Here is a 17,982-nt window from a genome sequence, read left to right on the forward strand (position 1 = left end):
TGGTTATGGACAGATTCAAAGGAAAGGCTGTGCTTATAACAGGTGCGGCGGGTGGGATCGGCGGAGCGTTAGTCCAGCGACTACGAGCTGAAGGCGCCAAAATCGCTGTTGCGGATCGCCGCCTACAGGATATTGACGCGGATGTTCTGTTGGAGGGTGACTTACGAGATCCGGCGTACGCTGATGGGTTACCGAAGGCCGCGCTGCTAGCGCTTGGCGGCCTTGATGTTGTAATCAATAACGCGGGTGTGATCACGCGCGGACCGGTGACTGAGACGTCGGACGCTGATTGGTCGCTTTCTATCGGTGTGAACGTTGAGGCGCCTTTTCGGATCTGCCGTGCTGCTATTCCGCTGATGGCCGAAAGGGGCGGCGGAGCCATAGTCAATGTGTCTTCCAGTTGGGGTGTCAACCCCGGACCTAATCACGCGCTCTATTGCATGACCAAGGCAGCGGTCGCCTCGCTGACGCAGTGTATGGGAATGGATCATGCCAAACAGCAGATCCGCATTAATGCGGTTTGTCCGGGTGAGGTGAACACGCCCATGTTGCGAACGGGCTTCGTAAAACGTGGGTTTGATCCAGATACCGCCGTTTCGGAACTTGGTAAGACCGTCCCTCTCGGACGGATTGCAGAGCCCGAAGACATCGCTGACGTTATCTTATTTTTAGCATCGGACGCGGCTCGCTATATGTGCGGTGCGCTCGTCGATGTGACTGGGGGGAAGCCAGTAGCATGACACGATATCACGAGAAAATCGCGCTCGTAACGGGCGGCCGGAGTGGTATAGGGAAGGCCATTGCGACCAGACTAAGGCACGAAGGCGCGCGTGTTTTCACGGCGCAACGAGGAGAAGATCGCGATTTTGAAAGCGTCGTTGCCGACTTCACCAAGCCCGGCGACGCCCCCGCGGTCGTCCAACACGTAATCGACAAAGCCGGCCGACTAGATCTATTGGTCAACAATGCGGGGATGGTTCAAGAAGTACTTCTTGAGGATATGAGCCTCGTTGAATGGGAACGCACGCTGAATGTAAATTTAACGACCCCATTCATGCTGATTGCCGCTGCGTTACCGCATCTGCGCAAGGTGAGAGGGGCGATCGTCAATATTGGGTCTGTCGAAGGACTTGGATCAAATCCATTGCACGCGGCATACGGCGCCTCGAAAGCGGGCTTACACGGTCTGACAAGAGGGGTGGCAGTCGATCACAGCAGTCAAGGCGTCCGCTGCAACGCCGTGGCCCCGGGCTGGATTGATACTGACCTCAACAATGAATTCATTGAGAGTATGTCGGATCCTGTCGCCTTCCGTAAAAGCATTGGAAAAATTCATCCAATCGGGCGCACTGGCACACCTGAAGAGGTTGCTAATCTTGTCGCGTGGCTCGGGTCCCAAGAGGCATCCTTTGTTACCGGGCAAGTTTGGACGGTCGACGGCGGTCGCATGGCAAAGTTGAGCTTGCCGCTTTGAGGAGATAGCGGGCTGCACCGCTCTACCGTCACCTTTATCGACTACTTCGGTCACTCGGTGACGGTCGCGCGGGCTAGGGGCGGATCGACGTCGGCTCTGTTGTTATAAAAGGAAGGTTACTGTACATATGGAAAATCGCATCGAGATCGAAGTGGTCGGAGTACACGCCGAGGGGGAAATTGGAAGAGTCCTCATGGGGGGCGCTCCCGCCATACCTGGCGATACGCTTTTAGAGCGGATGAACTATTTGAACCACGTCGACAATACTATTGTGCGATTTGCACTGTTCGAGCCTCGAGGCTCGGCGAACATGACAGTCAACCTTTTGATGACGCCGGTTGACAAGCGGGCTGACGTGGCTTTTATTCCGCTGCAACCAGACGGAGCGCATGCGATCTCAGGTTCAAACTGTATTTGCGTTGCAACTGCCGTACTTGAAACCGGGAGGGTTGCGATGGCAGGCCAGGAAACCGTATTGTCGATAGAAACGCCTGCTGGTCTTGTTAAAGCGATTGCTCAATGTCGCGACGGGAAGTGCGAGAGCGTTGCCGTTCAGATGACAACAAGCTTCGTCGAGGAACTGGACGTGAAGCTTTCCGTCCCGGGGATCGGGGACATCATTGTTGATGTCGCTTACGGCGGCTGCTACTTCGTATTGGTCGATGCTGCTCAGTTAAAAGTGCCGCTGCGCAGAGAGTACGCTCGAAACCTTGTTGATTTAGCTTCCAGCATTAAGAAAGCTGCCACACATCAAATCCAGCTTCAGGCGCGAAGCGACATTGCTGTGAGAAGAATAGAGTACGTCATGTTTGTCGGGGAGTCAGGCGGAAGACTGATCAACTGCAACATAATTCACCCTGGGCGGATTGATCGTTCACCTTGTGGAACCGGCAGCGGCGCTCGGCTCGCGGTTATGTTGTCTCGAGGTCAGTGTGCAGTTAATGAAAAGGTGGTATTTCACAGCCTCGTGGACGGAAAGTTCGATTGCCGAATCCTCACATCTGGCAGCGCCGGGATAACACACGAAATTGCCGGCAGAGCGTGGGTGTACTCGAACGAACGGTATTGGGCCCATCAAAGCGACCCTTATCAGACGGGTTACGCGCTTTCGGATATATGGGGACCCGACATTGATGCATAGAGGGGCTATCGGCGTGCTTGCGAATTGAAGCGGAACCTTAACGCAAATCTGGGATCCTTCGCGGCACTCAGTTCGGTGCGTTGCGAGCACACTGCAATTACCAACCGCGTTGCAAATGTGTGTTCGATCAATATACGGAAACCTACCATCAGTCAGTGTTACGCAGCAGGGGTTCGTAGATCCATCCAATCGGTCGAGGTAGCTGAGTTGACGATCCAATCCCTGAAAATTCTGGCTGCTTCGGATAGGGGACGATATTTGGAGTTGACGAGGTAATCCCAACGGCCTGTTTCACAGACAAAATTTCCGAGCCGGTATAGCTCCCCGGCTTCGATGGCCTGCCGGGCCATATATTCCCATCCCAGGCCGACCCCCAAGCGTTTCAAAGCTGCGCTGAAAACGAGCGTGACTTGATTGAATGTCAGCGTGTTACGTGAGGGGGCGTAGTCAATGTCAAAATGTCTGAACCAGTCCCGCCAGTCCATGCAGTCCCATGCACGTGAGTCGAGTTGGATGAGCGGCAACCCCACAAGGTCGGAGGGCGTCTCAGGCGACGGAAGAGTCAGAGACGTGCTGCATATCGGATAGACCAACTCGGGAAACAGCGGCGTCGAGTCAAGTGTCGTCCAGTCGCCGTCGCCATATAGAATGCCGAAGTCACTGTCGGAACATGTCCGCTCATTGATTGAATTGGACGAAATAATGTTGACTGCAATCTGGGGGTGGCTTTGGTTGAACCGCGCTACACGAGGAAATAACCAAAAGTGTGCCACGGCTTGTGTGCACGCGATTGACACGGCTTCCGCGCCATCGCGGTTCTGTATCCGCGTGATGATGCGATGCATCCGGAATAGCACAGGTTCAAGCTCTTCTAGCAGCATCTCGCCCTGTTCGCTAAGCACAATCCCTCGGGCATGTCGATCAAAAAGAGCGCAATTTACCGCACTTTCCAACGCCTTAATCTGCTTGCTCACTGCGCTCTGCGTTATTGAAAGTTCGTGTGCCGCGCGCGTGAAGCTGCCGCAGCGAGCGACTGCTTGGAAGCAAACCATTGTTTCCAACGGCGGGAGCCGGTTCAAAATTCTTAAGTCTTGAGACCTCATTCCTGCCTCATTCTCTGTATTGTGAAAATGCCACTTTCTTGGGGGCTTCCGGACCTCGCCTGGTCGAAGGCATTCCCGCACAGAATACCCCATGACACTTTATCGCTAGTCGAAGGTGGGCGTGTTTTGTAATCTGGAGTTCATTCAGACAGCGTGCCACTAAGTCGGTAATGATGGAACCTACGCTCACCAAGGATAGCTCGCCATGAAAATTGTTGTGCTCAAAGTTTCCTGCAATGACAAGCTTGGCATCGTGAGCGCGGTCAGTCAAAGCATTGCAAGCGTTGGAGGACTCATCGACGAGTGCGGCCAGTTTGTCGATAAGCAATCCAAACTGCTTTTCATGCGGGTATGCTTTCGCGTAGACGATGGCATGAAATTCGCGCAATTCAAAGATAAATTCTCCGAGGTGGCGGAGCACTACGAGATGGCTTGGGACCTTTTTGATATGACGGTCAAGCCGCGCGTGCTCATTATGGTGTCACAACTGGGACACTGCCTGAACGATCTTCTTTACCGCAACAGCATCGATCAATTACCCATGGAGCTAGTCGGCATCGTTTCCAATCACGAGACGTTCCGGCGCCGCGCTGAGCATGAAGGGGTGCCATTTTATTATTCGCCGGTTACCCCGGATAACAAACGTGAGCAGGAAGCCTTCCTGTTAGATTTGGTTGAAGAAAAAAACGTAGATTTGGTTATTCTTGCACGGTATATGCAAATATTGACCGATGAGCTATCAAATCGCCTGTCTGGCCGAGTGATCAACATCCACCATTCTTTCCTGCCCAGCTTTAAAGGTGCGAAGCCGTACCATCAAGCCCATAAGCGCGGCGTAAAACTCATCGGCGCGACTGCGCACTACGTTACTGCAGACCTTGATGAAGGGCCGATCATTGAGCAGGACGTCCGACGCGTCGACCACAGTGCGGATGCTGACACGATGGTTGCAATCGGCCGCGACACGGAAAGCCAGGTACTCGCCCGCGCTGTAAAACTCCACCTTGAGCAACGGATTCTTTTGAACCATGACCGTACCATCATCTTCGCCTGAGGCAACCCTGATTGATGGAAGGGCGATCTCTGAGGAAATTCTCGCGGGCATTAAAAGCGCCGTCGAATCATCTTCGATTATTCCGGGCCTTGCGGTTGTGCTCGTCGGATCGGACCCAGCGAGCTCGGTGTACGTACGGAACAAAAGTGCGCGCGCCAAGGACTGTGGTTTTCAATCGTACCAAGTCAACCTTCCGCCAGATACTGGAGAATACGAGTTGATCAGTGTCATCAGCGAGCTAAATTCCGATGCAAGTGTGCACGGGATTCTTGTCCAATTGCCGCTGCCGCCGCACATTGATCAGAAGAAGGTGATCGAGGCCATCGATCCTGAAAAGGATGTCGATGGGTTTCATTACGTCAATGCGGGCAAGCTCGCGGTGGGCGATAGCGATGGCGCGTTCATCCCGTGTACGCCTCTCGGTGTAATGGTCTTGCTCAAGCGGGCTATTGGCTCAAATTTGAGCGGCAAACATGCAGTGGTCGTTGGCCGATCAAATATCGTGGGCAAACCCGTGGCCGCGCTTCTCCTGGCCGAAAATTGTTCTGTTTCTATTGTTCACAGTAAGACAATCGCGCCGGAATCCATATGTCGTCATGCCGACATCGTCATCGCTGCAGTGGGTGTTCCACGGCTTGTGACGGCCGATTGGGTCAAAGCTGGCGCAGTAGTGATCGACGTCGGAATCAACCGCGTGATCGACGATTCGGGCAAATCGCAACTCGTCGGAGACGTGGATTTTGAGTGTGTTCGTCAAACCGCCGCAGCTATCACTCCAGTTCCAGGTGGGGTCGGGCCGATGACGATCGCCATGCTGCTTAGAAATACCTTGGACAGCGCAATAAGAACTGGCGCTCGTGCTGCGCAGAGCAGTGGCTCTCCTAGCTGACCTTTGTCGAGAAAGCTTATGTCGAGATACTCAATTTTCAGTTTAATCCGCAATGGATTAAGCCATCATCAAAACTGGCAGCGCCAATGGCGTAGTCCGAGTCCAAAAAAAGATTACGATGTGGTGATTATCGGTGGTGGTGGTCATGGTCTAGCAACGGCTTACTATCTCGCTAAGGAACATGGTGTTCGGAACATTGCTGTATTAGAGAAAGGCTGGATAGGTGGGGGCAATACCGCTCGCAATACTACTATTGTTCGTTCGAGCTACCTGTGGGACGAATCAAATGCCCTGTACCGGAAGTCGATGGAGCTGTGGGAGGGCCTTTCCCAAGATTTAAATTACAACGTGATGTTTAGTCAGCGTGGTGTTGTTACTTTAGTGCATACGCTCCAGGAAGTGCGGGAAGCACACCGACGTGTCAGTACCAACCGCTTGAAGGGGATTAAGACCGAGTTTATATCGCGAGAAGATGTCAAGAGGCTCGAACCGACCGTCAATTTAGACTGCCGCTATCCTGTGATGGGTGCCGTTCTGGAGCAGGGTGCCGGCGTCGCTCGCCACGACGCAGTTGCTTGGGGCTTCGCCCGAGCCGCTGACGCTTTGGGCATTGATATCATACAAAACTGCCAAGTAACAAACATCCGGAAGACCACCGGGGGCGTGACGGGAGTTGAGACAACGCGGGGGTTTATTGGCGCCAAAAAAATTGGCGTCGCAGCAGCAGGCAACACAACGTCAATTGCAAACATGGTTGGGATCCGTCTCCCGCTGGAAAGTTATCCGTTGCAAGCGCTGGTGTCGGAACCGATCAAACCCGTTATCAACACAGTAGTCATGTCCAATGCAGTCCACGCCTATGTTAGCCAGTCTGACAAGGGTGACTTGGTGATCGGGGCGGGGCGTAACCAATACATCGGCTACGGTCAGCGCGGCAGCTTCCAGACAATCGAATCAACAGTAACATCAATCATCGAAATGTTCCCGGAACTGTCTCGTGTTCGGATGAACCGCCAGTGGGGAGGCATAGTCGATGTCTCGCCCGATGCCAGCCCAATCATCACTAAGACTGATGTCCGAAATCTATTTTTTAATTGTGGATGGGGAACGGGCGGCTTTAAGGGCACACCCGGATCTGGATGGCTCTTCGCCCATTTGATCGCGAATGGGACGCCGAACGTTATCACGGCTCCCTACACCCTTGACCGGTTTTATACGGGTCATCTTGTCGATGAACACGGTGCGGCCGGCGTCGCACACTGAACCTGAGAGATTGGAGTTCGACATGCTACTCATAGACTGTCCTTACTGCGGCCCGCGAGCAGAAACTGAGTTTGCTTGCGGTGGCGAGGCTGGTATTCAGCGGCCAGACAATCCGGAGTCGGTCACAGATCTTGTGTGGGGCGATTACCTGTTTATGCGAACCAATCCGCGAGGGGAAGCCCACGAGCAATGGTTTCATTCAATGGGATGCCGTCGCTGGTTCAAGGCGAACCGTGACACCTTGTCGTACGAGTTCAAGAGCTTTTCTCTTTTCGGCGGTAATGCGCCGATTGGCACCGCAAAAGAGTAGACCATGCCACAGCACTTTCGTTTGAATGATGGCGGCCATATCGACCGCTCGAAGGCAATATCTTTTACGTTCAACGGTGTCCGGTACCAAGGTTTTCAGGGTGACACGTTGGCTTCGGCGCTGCTTGCGAATGGCGTTCATTTTGTTGCCCGAAGCTGGAAATATCACCGTCCGCGGGGAATATTGACTGCGGGAGTCGAGGAGCCAAACGCGATCGTTCAGCTGGAATCCGGCAAACACACAGTTCCAAACGCCCGTGCGACTGAGGTGGAAATCTATCAGGATCTGTCCGCTGTTAGCGTCAACGCGCTTCCTTCGCTCGAGAATGACCGTCTGGCTATCAACCAGAAGATTGCCCGTTTTATCCCTGCAGGCTTCTACTACAAAACCTTCATGTGGCCGCGCCGCTTTTGGCCAAAGTATGAAAAGCTCATCCGCGCAGCAGCGGGATTAGGCTCCGCGCCGACCACGAGGGACCCCAGCCGCTATGACAAGCGGTTCGCTCACTGCGACGTTCTTATAGTAGGCGGGGGCCCGGCCTGTCTTATCGCTGCACTGACGGCAGGCCGCGCCGGAGTCCGTGTAATCTTAGTTGATGATCAACCCTTGCTCGGTGGCTCGTTCCTCGCTAGCCGTGAGAAGCTAGACGGGCAACCGGCATACGCCTGGGTCCGGATAGTTACAGCTGAGTTGCGTGGCATGGCTAACGTGACTGTCCTATCGCGCTCGACAGCATTCGGTTATCAGGACCATAACCTGGTTACTGTTACGGAGCGACTCACCGATCACAAGCCGCTCGCCCAACGTACTGGAACGCGCGAGATGCTTTGGAAGGTGCGCGCTAGGCGCGTCGTTCTCGCAACCGGTGCGCACGAGCGTCCACTGGTCTTTGGAAACAACGATCTTCCTGGCGTGATGTTAGCGTCGGCAGTCACGACGTACATTCGTCGCTACGGGGTTCTTCCCGGAAAGCGCGCGGTTATTTTCACCAACAACAACTCTGCGTATGAAGCTGCTCTGGCGCTGAGCCAGGCAGGAGCCATGGTTACCGTTGTCGACTCGCGTCAACGAGACCATGTTGCCAGAATCCCTGCTTTTGGCCGCTTGAATGTTACGGTCATTCACGGATCGGCCGTACATGAAGCACGCGGGAACAAACGTGTTTCATCGGTGAGGATCGGCGCGTACCTTCCTGGTCGTTCGGATGTCGAGTTGAAAAGCATTGACTGTGACCTGCTTGCCATCTCGGGGGGCTTCAGCCCGGCCTTGCATCTCTTTGCACACTCTGGAGGCCGGGCAAAGTGGGACGACAACTCCGCATGCTTTATTACTGGTTCCGACAAGCAGGCAACAATCTCGGCCGGCTCGTCGCGAGGTACCTTTAACACGCGTGATGTGCTGACAGAGGGCCATCAGGCAGCGAACGCATGTCTGAAGGCGTTTGGTTCCATTGAGCAGACTGTGTTCATTCCTTTAGTGGAAGACACGACCGCGTTTGCTATACAGCCGCTGTGGATCGTTGGGTCCAGGGAGCGATCGACGCATGGCGCTAAGCAGTTCGTCGACTTCCAAAACGACGTTGCCGCGACGGACATTTACCTAGCCGCACGGGAAGGATTTGAATCGATCGAACACGTAAAGCGGTACACCGCAATGGGTTTTGGGACAGACCAAGGTAAAACCGGAAACGTCAATGGCATGGCCATACTCGCCGAAGCGTTGGGGAAGACCATACCAGAAACCGGTACGACGACCTTTCGGCCGAACTATACGCCCGTAACGTTCGGAGCTTTCGTCGGGCGCGAGATCGGCGCCAAGATGTTCGAACCCGTGCGCAAAACGTGCTTTCATCAGTGGCATGAGGACCATGGCGCGGTCTTTGAAGATGTTGGTCAATGGAAGCGCCCGTGGTACTACCCGCGCGACGGTGAGGATCTGCATGCCGCGGTGCACCGCGAGTGCCTGGCTGTGCGAAAAGGCGTCGCGGTCATGGATGCGTCTACTCTGGGAAAAATTGACATACAAGGACCCGACGCCAAAGAGTTTTTGAATTGGGTGTACACCAACGCTTGGAGCAAACTCGAAGTAGGTAAAGCCCGTTATGGACTCATGCTTAACGAAAATGGAATGGTTTTTGATGATGGAGTGACTGTTCGCTTGTCGGAGGATCACTACCTGATGACAACGACGACCGGTGGTGCAGCGGGAGTCATGATGTGGCTCGAGCTCTGGCTTCAGACCGAATGGCCAAGTATGAAGGTCCGTCTGACATCAGTAACCGACCACTGGGCGACGATTGTGGTTGCTGGTCCAGATAGCCGTAAAGTACTGCAAGAAGTTTGCAGCGACATCCGTTTCAGCCGCGAAGCGTTTCCATTTATGGCGTATAGAAATGGCACGGTGGCCGATATCCGCGCGCGCGTTGTGCGAATTAGCTTTTCTGGCGAACTAGCATACGAGGTGAACGTTCCTGCAAACCATGGCCAAAAAGTGTGGGACGCGATAATGAACGCCGGCAAAAAATTCGCTATCACCCCGTACGGGACAGAAGCATTGCATGTACTTCGCGCCGAGAAAGGCTTCATCATTGTCGGTCAAGATACTGACGGATCGATGACGCCGGACGACCTCGGGATGGGCGGGATGGTCGCGAAGAATAAAGATTTCTTAGGTAAGCGTTCTTTAAGTCGCCGTGATACAGCTGCGCCGAACCGCAAGCAATTGGTTGGCCTCGAGCACGTTGCTCCAAATGTCGTGCTTCCAGAGGGCAGTGCTGTGCTGTCGCAAGCCTCAAGCAACACCGTTCTTGGACACGTCACCAGCAGTTACATGAGCCCAATCTTGGGCAAGTCAATCGCAATGGGAACCGTGCGCAACGGATTGAGCATGTTAGGCCATTCCGTAACAATTGCGCTTCCTGATGGGGGCTTTACCTCCGCAAGAATCACGAGCACCGTCTTCTACGATAAGGATGGGGAGCGTCAAAATGTCGAATGAAATTCTTCCAATTTTGCCAGATTGGTTAAAGTCGATGACGCAAATGGCGGCTGTTGGTAGTCGATCTCCTCTCGCTGACTTCACCGACGTGCATGACGCACACTACATCCATCTTTCGGAGATGCTGGTGATTGCACAAAGGGCTGCACTCGAGCTGGTCGTCGTTCGCGGTGAGGGCGCGGATCGGGCTTTTCAGGAAGCCCTTACTGCCCACGCGGGCGTGTCAGCGCCCATATTAGCCAACACCGTTCACTATGGCGAGAAATTCTCCGTGGCCTGGATGGGGCCCGACGAGTGGCTAGTACGCTCTGATAGGCCAAGTCTTAATCCATCCGGCTTATCTTTGATGGAGGATGCCTTGTCGACTGCGCTGGAGGGCATGTTCGCCGGTGCTGTGGATGTGAGCAGCGGATATACAACGTTGTATCTGTCCGGCTCTGGAGCGGTTGACGCGATGTCGCGTGGATGCCCGCTCGATCTCCATGAAAGCGTCTTTCTTCGACCAAGCTGCGCCCAAAGTCACTATTTCAAGGCGCCGGTTTTGATTTATGCGGTCGGCAATGACAGCTTTGAGATCGTAATCCGGCGCAGCTTTGCCGAGTACATCACGCTGATGCTTCGCGATTCGGCAAACACGCTGCTTGCTCAAAGCAGGCGCTAATTTTAGACGATAGCCTTTCAACGATAACCGGGTACGGTTTCTTGGTACTTCAATTTTTGTTGCGTGCTGAGCGTAAGGTCGTAAGGTGGTGATTTCTTAGCGCAGACGGCTACTGATCTGGTCGTCGATCCATTAAGTGAGTAGCGTGTTTTGCTGAATTCGATTAATCGTCAATGCTTACTGAGGAGTAAATATGCCGAGTAGAAAAAAACTGACCCTCGTAGTCGCTCTCATGACTGCGGTGGTCGCGCTGACGTCGCAAACGACGACTGCGCAAACAAGCGATGCAACGGTGTCTACACCGAAGCAAGTCGAGCGGGCGCATCGCAAAGCCGATCGTAAGGTTGCTCGAACGAAGAAAAACGTGGAGCTCGGTAAGCTGAAGAACAATGGGTATGACCCCACTGAGGACCGGACGAAGTATCCCGAAAACCTGCAGAATGCTGAACACAAAGCGGGAGCGGAAAAAGCTGCATCAAGCCCTTGAGTCGTGATCAATCGTGCCGCAGGCGCTTGGGGCGACGCGTTTCCGAAACAGTAAGAACTTGAGAGCGAAACAGCGCGCACACACGGAGGTGCGTGCCATCAAGGTATGCGCGTGGTCGGGTAATTAGTGAGGATGGCATCTCAGGCAGCGGTTCAGTATGAGATCAAGATTGTTCCGATGCGTGTATTCGCAATTCTGGTTGTCGATAGCCCATGCCAGGCTATCGCTTCCTATCCGTAAACTCCATCAGCACGTGCACTGTTGGCAGGTCTATGAGGTCCAGTGAGCTGAGCGTAATTTTAAACCGATCACGTGTAGGAAGCAGGCCATTACGGCGAATCGTCAAACAGTCCAATGTTTGTTGACTTTACGCTGTGATCAGTGGTAACGCTGCTTCGCAATCGATACGTGCGTCCGTGGTTCAACGAAGATTTGGAGCTTAGACTCTATGGATACGCCGAATACTACACACCCACTCTTGCAGAGGACCGCCATCCCAAAGTTGATGACTGGCGTTGTCCTGACCGGGCACGGTGGGTTCGAGAAACTCGAGTTTCGGACGGACATCCCCGTGCCAATCCCGGCAGCAGGAGAGGTTTTGATTCGCGTCTCGGCCGCCGGTATCAATAACACTGACGTCAACACTCGTATCGGCTGGTATTCTAAAGCCGTGAAAAGCGGAACCGGCGAAGGCGGGGCAGCGGGTTTCGATAAGATCGACGACGCTGATGCCAGCTGGTCCGGCGTACCTTTGTCGTTGCCGCGTATCCAAGGTGCGGATTGTTGCGGACGCATCGTTGCCGTGGGAGAAGGGGTTTCCGAGGAGCGTGTCGGGGAACGAGTCATTATTGGGAACGTGCTTAGATCATACGTGAACTACCGCCCTTGGGAGACGTGGACCTTGGGCTCTGAGATTGACGGAGCATTCGCGCAATACACGAAAGCTCCGTCGTGCGAGACGTATAAAGTTGACTGCACTTGGACAGACGTGGAACTTGCCTCGATACCTTGCGCTTATTCCGCTGCCGAGAATCTTCTGCATAGAGCAGGTGTTCGTGCAGGTGAGCACGTACTTATCACAGGTGCATCTGGTGGAGTCGGTTCTGCAGCGGTTCAGCTCGCGAAGCGTCGTGGCGCATCCGTTACTGCTGTGGCGGCCAGAGATAAAGCGAAGCGCATTCGCGAGCTCGGCGCGAACAGAGTTCACACGCGCGGTGAAAGCATCAGCGAGGGGATCGGAAAGAATACAGTAGATGTTGTTATAGACGTCGCCGCTGGCACTGACTTCCCGCAGCTTCTCGAGGTTCTCAAACTGGGCGGCAGATATGCTGTCGCAGGCGCAATCGCTGGCCCTCTTGTAGAGCTTGATATTCGGACGCTCTACCTAAAAGATCTGACTTTCTACGGCTGCACGTTTCAAGAAGACCAGGTGTTCGAAAATCTCATCTCTTATATCGAGCACGGAGAGATTCGTCCGTTCGTGGGCAAGACCTATCCCTTAAGAGATATTGTTTCAGCCCAAAAAGAGTTTTTGTCGAAGTCCGTCGCTGGCAAGCTCGTGCTCATTATTCCGTGAAAAACTGCGGTTAGAACAAGCGAACTATAAATGAATGACATGTACCCAACACCCGTGACATGGTGCAGCAGATGCCGTTAGCGAACGAGCCTGCCATTGCCCTATGCGCTTGCCGAAACCGATCGCTTTGATCAAATCATCTTGGAAGATCCGTTGGACATTAGAAGGGGCCTGGCTGAAACCTCCGTAGTGTTCGCGTTTGATTCTTTGGCGATATATCAAAGGAAGGTCTCGTCGTCGGCCATTGACAGATATCGGCTCGGAACGATTTGTTTCCCGATCCGGCAGGACCGTCGGGGCGATAGATCGACTCGTTCGCCACACAACATTTTTGATTTGTGGTGGTCAAGTTATTTCGGACAGGTTGTTAGGTACTTTTACTGTCATTTTGGCCTCGTAGGCGCTGGGCGACAGATAGCCCAAAGTCGAGTGCAAGCGCACCGGATTGTAGAAAGCGACGATGTAGTGGTTGATGTCGCGCCGTGCCTCATCGTGGTTGGCGTACTGGCTCTGCCACACGCGTTCCATCTTCAGGTTCAGAAAGAATCTCTCCATCACAGAATTGTCCCAACAATTGCCTTTTCGACTCATGCTGCAAACCACGCGATGCTGCTTGAGCAAGGCCTGGTACTCGTCGCTTGCGTACTGGCTGCCACGGTCCGAATGGAGTATCAATCCTGGCGCTGGGCGACGTTGCTGCAAGGCTTGATCCAGTGCCGAGACGACCAATCCAGCCGGCATGGTCGGCGCCATCGCCCAGCCCACCACCTTGCGTGAATACAGGTCCAGCACCACCGCCAGGTAAAGCCAACCTTGGGCGGTGCGGATGTACGTTATGTCGGACACCCACGCCAGGTTGGGCTGTGCCACCTCAAATTGCCGGTCCAGCACATTCTCGGCCACTGGCAGCGTGTGACGACTGTCGGTGGTCGAAACGAATTTACGTTTCCAGTTCGTACGCAAGTCCATTTCGCGCATGAGCGTACGCACGCGATGACGCCCAATGCGCAGTCCCTTGGCTCGCAGCGTATGCATGACACGTCTGCTACCGTAGTTCCTGCCGCTGGCGGCGAAGGCCGCCCTGACGTGTGTTTGCTCTTGCACACGCTCGGGGCTGGGCCGCGCCTGCCGGTGTGTGTAATAGCCCGAGCGACTCACCTCCAATAGCCGGCACGCGTGACTGACCGAGACGGCCTTCTCTTGCAAGTGAGCGACCACTCGATAGCTCACTTCAGTTCCCGTGCAAAGAAGGCCGACGCTTTTTTTAGTATGGACACGTCCTCGCGCAATTGCCGGTTCTCCATTTCGAGTTGCCGGATGCGTTGTTGTTCGGCCGTCAGCGGCTTACCCTCTCCGGGGCCGCCGGCACGCTCCGCGTCGTACTGGGCCACCCAGCGACGCACGGCTGTCTCAACAAGGTCCATCGACCGGCAAACCTCGCCCACCGATAACCCTTGGTCCCTTACCATACGTACCACTTCCAGCTTGAAGCTGGCGTCAAATTGTCGGCGCCTTTTTGTCATTTACTCTTTTCCCTCATCGATTCAGCATTGTCCGCCTATCGACCTGTCCGAGGAAATTAGACCACTACAATTTGAACGTTGAAAGCAGCATCAAAGGTTACGACAAGCACAAGGTGCACTCCGACGCTGCTTAACCGGCGCTTCTTGTGCCACCAGAGGACGCATCCGAAACGTAAGTAGCCCGACCGGAAAAATTCGCTTTCGCTGGCCCCTTACATAGTATCTAGTGGTCGATCAGTTGGCGTCTTATTCCCGGATATTAGACCGGCTGTGCGGACCCGCGCAAGGGTTGCGGCATACGTTGAGCAGGCCGCCAGCCACGCGAAAACAAAAGATGCGAACGATCGGCTCAACTATTCCGTACTTTCATCCGCTGAGCGTCAACGACATTGTTCGCAACGTCTGCGAGATGCGCGCTAAGCTTTAGCTACAGGCGGGACTGAAAGAGTACCTCCGATATCAAAACAACGAGCGATTCACGCTGAGATCGGGGAGGTTCCACCCAGTCGAGTATCGGAAGAAATATCGGCATCACTAAGGTTAACCTGTCCAACCCTTTTGGGTGCTGTTCAATTAATTTAAGACTGGACACGCAATGACTCAGACAGATTTAGATGCGACTCATCTCGCTGTGACCCCTTGTCGGGCGCGACGGCAAGCGGCGTTATGACCGGCAGTCCAAACGCAGGCTTGTCGAGGCCTGTCTGCAACCCGGCGTGTCGGTGGCTGGGTTGGCGCTCCAGGCCGGTGTAAACGTTAACTTGCTGCGCCGGTGGATCAAGCTGCATCAACAGTGCAACGGTACGGCCGCGGCAACGGAAGTCGTCGACGATGTGCCGACGCTTGCCGCGGTGTCGGCGCTCGTACTTGTCTTCACAATCGGACGCCGTGAAGTGATTGAGCAGACAGGCGTGACAGACTCGTCCCTCGAGCCCATGCGCGCATCGTCCCGCCCGCCAGTGTGCCCGCAGTTGACGGTGGAAATGCCCAACGGCATTACTCTACGGCTCGACTGTTCCGAACAGGATGCGCCGCTGGTATCGGCGATAATCGAGACGCTGAGGCGATGCGATGTTCAGGCTCGACGCTAGGCTAAAGGTGTACCGCCTAAGCTAACATGGGTTACAGATAGTCATCGTCGTCACATTTCTTTTTAACATAACTAACATGATCCTCGACACACACAAAGCACTGTCCCAAAATACAACTGTCGTAGTTAGCTGTCGGTTTGAGTCTTTGTTTAACGATCTGAATTCACATGGTGTTGAAGGAGAGCCTTGAACCGCAGGGTTCCTCAGTCCGTTCGGCGAGTGCGTCCAGACTTGTGGCCAGGCGTTGAGGAGCCGTGTCCGCTGCGCGATCTGCATGATTGCCTGATCCAGCTCGTCTCGGGTCAATTCACGCTGCTTCTTGGTGCCGGGCAAGAGGTCGGGTTTGCGTACCGCCGCACCACGATGCGTACGCGATCGCGAGTCTGAGATCGGACGGCTGTCGCGCTGCGCCTGCAGGACTGCTCGACGTTCAACGCGGCCGAGCAGCTTGTGTTCGATCACAGCACCACGATGCGCTTGAACAAGAAGGGCATGGGGACGCGACGCCTGATACCGTCGATCGTCAGACGGCTCTAGATTGTCCCCTTTGTGGCACTGTGCGGCCTATATCGTCGCGGTGATTCAATTTGATCATCGCTAGCTGGCGCCGTCCTCCCCGCTCACTTTGGCACGACGATCACCGTATCGCTCCACAGCACTCCGTGCTGGCGGCGGTCTATGATCGGCCACTAATCCGACGAGATTGCGAAAAAGTGTACTTGTAAAACCTAGCATCATGCCGACTGAGCCTCCAGCAAAGCGTGCAACGTCGGGTATTACCATTGCCTTGACCGGCGGCGCAGCTCAAGGTGTCGCCGGCTTGTCGAGGCGGAGAATGAAGGTTTGGTAAGCTTACGCTTTGCTGTTAGCTGTTTGTTTGAGTGATTTCAGTAAAAGCTGCACCGCCGTTCCCACCAAGCAAGACAGGCGGGTTCAGGCGAAGTTTGCGGCTATTTAGCATGACAAGCTAGTGTTCCGTTCCGCTGATTCGCGAACAAAGTCTGTGTAGCTTTTCGAGGATGGAATCGGCGGAAGCGGTCCACATGAATGGTTTGCAGTTTTCGTTGTAGTGGGAAACGAACTGATCGATACGTGTGATCAGTTGTTTGACCGAGCCAAACGAGCCCCTACGGATGGCCTTGTCGGTGATTAGCGCAAAGAAGCGTTCGACCTGGTTAAGCCACGAACTGTAGGTAGGAATGAAATGCATGTGCCAGCGGGGCTTTGCTGCCAGCCACGCCTTGACCTTGGGATGCTTGTGACTGCCATAGTTGTCCACGATGCAGCGCACGTCGAGCTCAGCCGGTACGGCTTTGTCGATTTCGCGCAGAAACGACAGGAACTCCTGATGCCGATGACGAGGCTTGCAGGTAGCGAGCACTGCGCCGTTGAGCACATTCAGGGCGGCGAACAGTGTCGTGGTGCCGTGGCGAACGTAGTCGTGCGTGACGCCTTCGACGTAGCCCAAACCCATCGGCAACATGGGCTGCGTGCGTTCGTGCGCCTGGCATTGGCTCTTCTCGTCCACGCACAGGACCAATGCGTTCTCCGGTGGGCTCAGGTACAGGCCGACCACGTCGCGCAGTTTCTCGATGAAGAATTGATCGGTCGAGAGCTTGAAGCTTTCGCTGCGATGCGGTTGCAGGCCCAGCAACTTGAAGTAACGGTGCACACTCGTCGGCGAGATAGCCGTTTCGGCGGCGATCGTGCGCACGCTCCAGTGCGTGGAGCCATCCGCTGGCTTAGTGTGCAAGGTCTTGTGAATCAGTTGAGCCAGCCGCTCATCGTCAATCGTGCGCGGCTTACCGGGGCGTACTTCGTCATACAGCCCGTTGATGCGATGCTCCAGGAACCGGATACGCCACTTGCCCACCGTGGCACGCGTGAGTTGAAGACGCTGGGCAATTGCGCTGTTGGGCTCACCGCCAGCGGCAGCCAGCACGATGCGCGCACGCGTCACCAGCGCCGCCGAAATCGAGCGCGAACGCGCTATCGAAATCAGTTGCGAGCGCTCATCTTCACTCAACACCAGTTCGGCCTTCGGTCGTCCCATAGGCATGCTGGTATCTCCCGTTCCGTTGATACCAGCATGCTACGTGAACATAGATTAGTTAACAACAGAACGGAACACTAGTGCAACGCCGCCAAAGGGAAATTCGCCGGGGTATTCTGTAGTGGTTTTTTCACCTTCGTGCCCAAAATAAGGTAAAGAGGTGGCGAGGATCTCGCAGCGCGTTCTCTCTTTTCGTTCGTACGAATCGCTGGACGGTTCTGATATCAGTATGTAGTGCGTATGAAAAATAGAACCTCGGTCGGCCGCGTATAAAGAGAGCCGAGTTCGAGACGGGCACGCATCAACGCCGTTTCCCGACAGACCGACACGGCGTGATGCAGCGCCTGCCAAGGTCCGCTG

At 54.6% G+C, this 17,982-nt stretch carries 15 protein-coding genes; 12 read left to right on the forward strand and 3 right to left on the reverse strand.

The features are described 5' to 3' along the window. Positions 1-5: 5 nt before the first annotated feature. From ACRWA7_RS06390 to ACRWA7_RS06400, 3 genes are all read left to right on the forward strand, one after another. Positions 6-740: an SDR family NAD(P)-dependent oxidoreductase gene (locus tag ACRWA7_RS06390; protein ID WP_438391933.1), complete on the forward strand. Its 735-nt coding sequence runs from the start codon at positions 6-8 to the stop codon at positions 738-740. Beyond that, positions 737-1,474 carry an SDR family NAD(P)-dependent oxidoreductase gene (locus ACRWA7_RS06395; RefSeq protein WP_438391934.1) on the forward strand — a complete coding sequence of 246 codons (738 nt, stop codon included), beginning with the start codon at positions 737-739 and terminating at the stop codon, positions 1,472-1,474. The genes ACRWA7_RS06390 and ACRWA7_RS06395 overlap by 4 nt, the downstream gene beginning before the upstream one ends. 127 nt (positions 1,475-1,601) lie before the next feature. Beyond that, positions 1,602-2,615 carry a proline racemase family protein gene (locus ACRWA7_RS06400; protein WP_438391935.1) on the forward strand — a complete coding sequence of 338 codons (1,014 nt, stop codon included), beginning with the start codon at positions 1,602-1,604 and terminating at the stop codon, positions 2,613-2,615. A 158-nt stretch (positions 2,616-2,773) separates the two neighbouring features. Here ACRWA7_RS06400 and ACRWA7_RS06405 read toward each other — a convergent pair whose 3' ends face one another. Then, on the reverse strand, positions 2,774-3,811 hold the full coding sequence (locus ACRWA7_RS06405; RefSeq protein ID WP_438391936.1) for a LysR substrate-binding domain-containing protein: 1,038 nt from the start codon (positions 3,809-3,811) through the stop codon (positions 2,774-2,776). 112 nt (positions 3,812-3,923) lie between these two features. On the opposite strand from ACRWA7_RS06405, the gene purU reads away from it, so the two are divergent. The 8 genes from purU (at position 3,924) to ACRWA7_RS06445 (ending at position 12,955) form a co-directional block, all read left to right on the forward strand. After that, the gene (gene purU, locus ACRWA7_RS06410; RefSeq protein ID WP_438391937.1) at positions 3,924-4,772 is read left to right on the forward strand and encodes a formyltetrahydrofolate deformylase; all 849 of its coding nucleotides are present in this window, start codon (positions 3,924-3,926) and stop codon (positions 4,770-4,772) included. Next, a complete protein-coding gene (locus tag ACRWA7_RS06415) occupies positions 4,747-5,661 on the forward strand; it encodes a bifunctional 5,10-methylenetetrahydrofolate dehydrogenase/5,10-methenyltetrahydrofolate cyclohydrolase (RefSeq protein ID WP_438391938.1) in 915 nt (304 codons plus the stop codon). Before purU ends, ACRWA7_RS06415 begins: the two co-directional genes overlap by 26 nt. 18 nt (positions 5,662-5,679) lie before the next feature. Further along, positions 5,680-6,924 (forward strand): sarcosine oxidase subunit beta family protein, encoded by a 1,245-nt coding sequence (locus ACRWA7_RS06420; protein WP_438391939.1) that lies wholly within the window; start codon positions 5,680-5,682, stop codon positions 6,922-6,924. 22 nt (positions 6,925-6,946) lie between these two features. Continuing rightward, entirely contained in the window at positions 6,947-7,234 is a 288-nt protein-coding gene (locus ACRWA7_RS06425) for a sarcosine oxidase subunit delta (RefSeq protein ID WP_438391940.1), read from the forward strand. 3 nt (positions 7,235-7,237) lie between these two features. Further along, positions 7,238-10,231 (forward strand): sarcosine oxidase subunit alpha family protein, encoded by a 2,994-nt coding sequence (locus ACRWA7_RS06430; protein WP_438391941.1) that lies wholly within the window; start codon positions 7,238-7,240, stop codon positions 10,229-10,231. After that, entirely contained in the window at positions 10,221-10,892 is a 672-nt protein-coding gene (locus ACRWA7_RS06435; protein ID WP_438391942.1) for a sarcosine oxidase subunit gamma, read from the forward strand. The genes ACRWA7_RS06430 and ACRWA7_RS06435 overlap by 11 nt, the downstream gene beginning before the upstream one ends. A gap of 193 nt (positions 10,893-11,085) precedes the next feature. Next, positions 11,086-11,379 carry a DUF4148 domain-containing protein gene (locus tag ACRWA7_RS06440; protein WP_438391943.1) on the forward strand — a complete coding sequence of 98 codons (294 nt, stop codon included), beginning with the start codon at positions 11,086-11,088 and terminating at the stop codon, positions 11,377-11,379. Between the two features lie 448 nt (positions 11,380-11,827). Beyond that, positions 11,828-12,955 carry an alcohol dehydrogenase family protein gene (locus ACRWA7_RS06445; protein WP_438391944.1) on the forward strand — a complete coding sequence of 376 codons (1,128 nt, stop codon included), beginning with the start codon at positions 11,828-11,830 and terminating at the stop codon, positions 12,953-12,955. 345 nt (positions 12,956-13,300) lie between these two features. On the opposite strand, the gene ACRWA7_RS06450 is transcribed toward ACRWA7_RS06445, so the two are convergent. Further along, positions 13,301-14,478 (reverse strand): IS3 family transposase gene (locus tag ACRWA7_RS06450; protein ID WP_438391945.1). Its coding sequence is split into 2 segments (ribosomal slippage): positions 13,301-14,211 and positions 14,211-14,478, totalling 1,179 coding nucleotides; the frame shifts between segments, so codons are not numbered across the junction. A 704-nt stretch (positions 14,479-15,182) separates the two neighbouring features. Between ACRWA7_RS06450 and ACRWA7_RS06455 the strand changes: the two genes are divergently transcribed. Further along, positions 15,183-15,569 (forward strand): IS66-like element accessory protein TnpA, encoded by a 387-nt coding sequence (locus ACRWA7_RS06455; protein WP_438392824.1) that lies wholly within the window; start codon positions 15,183-15,185, stop codon positions 15,567-15,569. A gap of 967 nt (positions 15,570-16,536) precedes the next feature. Here the strand turns inward: ACRWA7_RS06455 and ACRWA7_RS06460 are convergent. Next, positions 16,537-17,628 (reverse strand): IS630 family transposase, encoded by a 1,092-nt coding sequence (locus tag ACRWA7_RS06460; RefSeq protein WP_438391946.1) that lies wholly within the window; start codon positions 17,626-17,628, stop codon positions 16,537-16,539. Between the last annotated feature and the right edge of the window lie 354 nt (positions 17,629-17,982).

The sequence above is a fragment of the Caballeronia sp. DA-9 genome, assembly GCF_051615025.1.
Classification (GTDB): Bacteria; Pseudomonadota; Gammaproteobacteria; order Burkholderiales; family Burkholderiaceae; genus Caballeronia; species Caballeronia sordidicola.

Excerpts from the sequence above, each read along its gene's own strand:
- ACRWA7_RS06435 (WP_438391942.1), top strand. The coding sequence starts at position 10,221 with ATGTCGAATGAAATTCTTCCAATTTTGCCAGATTGGTTAAAGTCGATG.
- ACRWA7_RS06400 (WP_438391935.1), top strand. The coding sequence starts at position 1,602 with ATGGAAAATCGCATCGAGATCGAAGTGGTCGGAGTACACGCCGAGGGG.
- ACRWA7_RS06390 (WP_438391933.1), top strand. The coding sequence starts at position 6 with ATGGACAGATTCAAAGGAAAGGCTGTGCTTATAACAGGTGCGGCGGGT.
- ACRWA7_RS06425 (WP_438391940.1), top strand. The coding sequence starts at position 6,947 with ATGCTACTCATAGACTGTCCTTACTGCGGCCCGCGAGCAGAAACTGAG.
- ACRWA7_RS06415 (WP_438391938.1), top strand. The coding sequence starts at position 4,747 with ATGACCGTACCATCATCTTCGCCTGAGGCAACCCTGATTGATGGAAGG.
- ACRWA7_RS06395 (WP_438391934.1), top strand. The coding sequence starts at position 737 with ATGACACGATATCACGAGAAAATCGCGCTCGTAACGGGCGGCCGGAGT.
- purU (WP_438391937.1), top strand. The coding sequence starts at position 3,924 with ATGAAAATTGTTGTGCTCAAAGTTTCCTGCAATGACAAGCTTGGCATC.
- ACRWA7_RS06420 (WP_438391939.1), top strand. The coding sequence starts at position 5,680 with ATGTCGAGATACTCAATTTTCAGTTTAATCCGCAATGGATTAAGCCAT.
- ACRWA7_RS06405 (WP_438391936.1), bottom strand. The coding sequence starts at position 3,811 with ATGGGGTATTCTGTGCGGGAATGCCTTCGACCAGGCGAGGTCCGGAAG.
- ACRWA7_RS06460 (WP_438391946.1), bottom strand. The coding sequence starts at position 17,628 with ATGCCTATGGGACGACCGAAGGCCGAACTGGTGTTGAGTGAAGATGAG.
- ACRWA7_RS06440 (WP_438391943.1), top strand. The coding sequence starts at position 11,086 with ATGCCGAGTAGAAAAAAACTGACCCTCGTAGTCGCTCTCATGACTGCG.
- ACRWA7_RS06430 (WP_438391941.1), top strand. The coding sequence starts at position 7,238 with ATGCCACAGCACTTTCGTTTGAATGATGGCGGCCATATCGACCGCTCG.
- ACRWA7_RS06445 (WP_438391944.1), top strand. The coding sequence starts at position 11,828 with ATGGATACGCCGAATACTACACACCCACTCTTGCAGAGGACCGCCATC.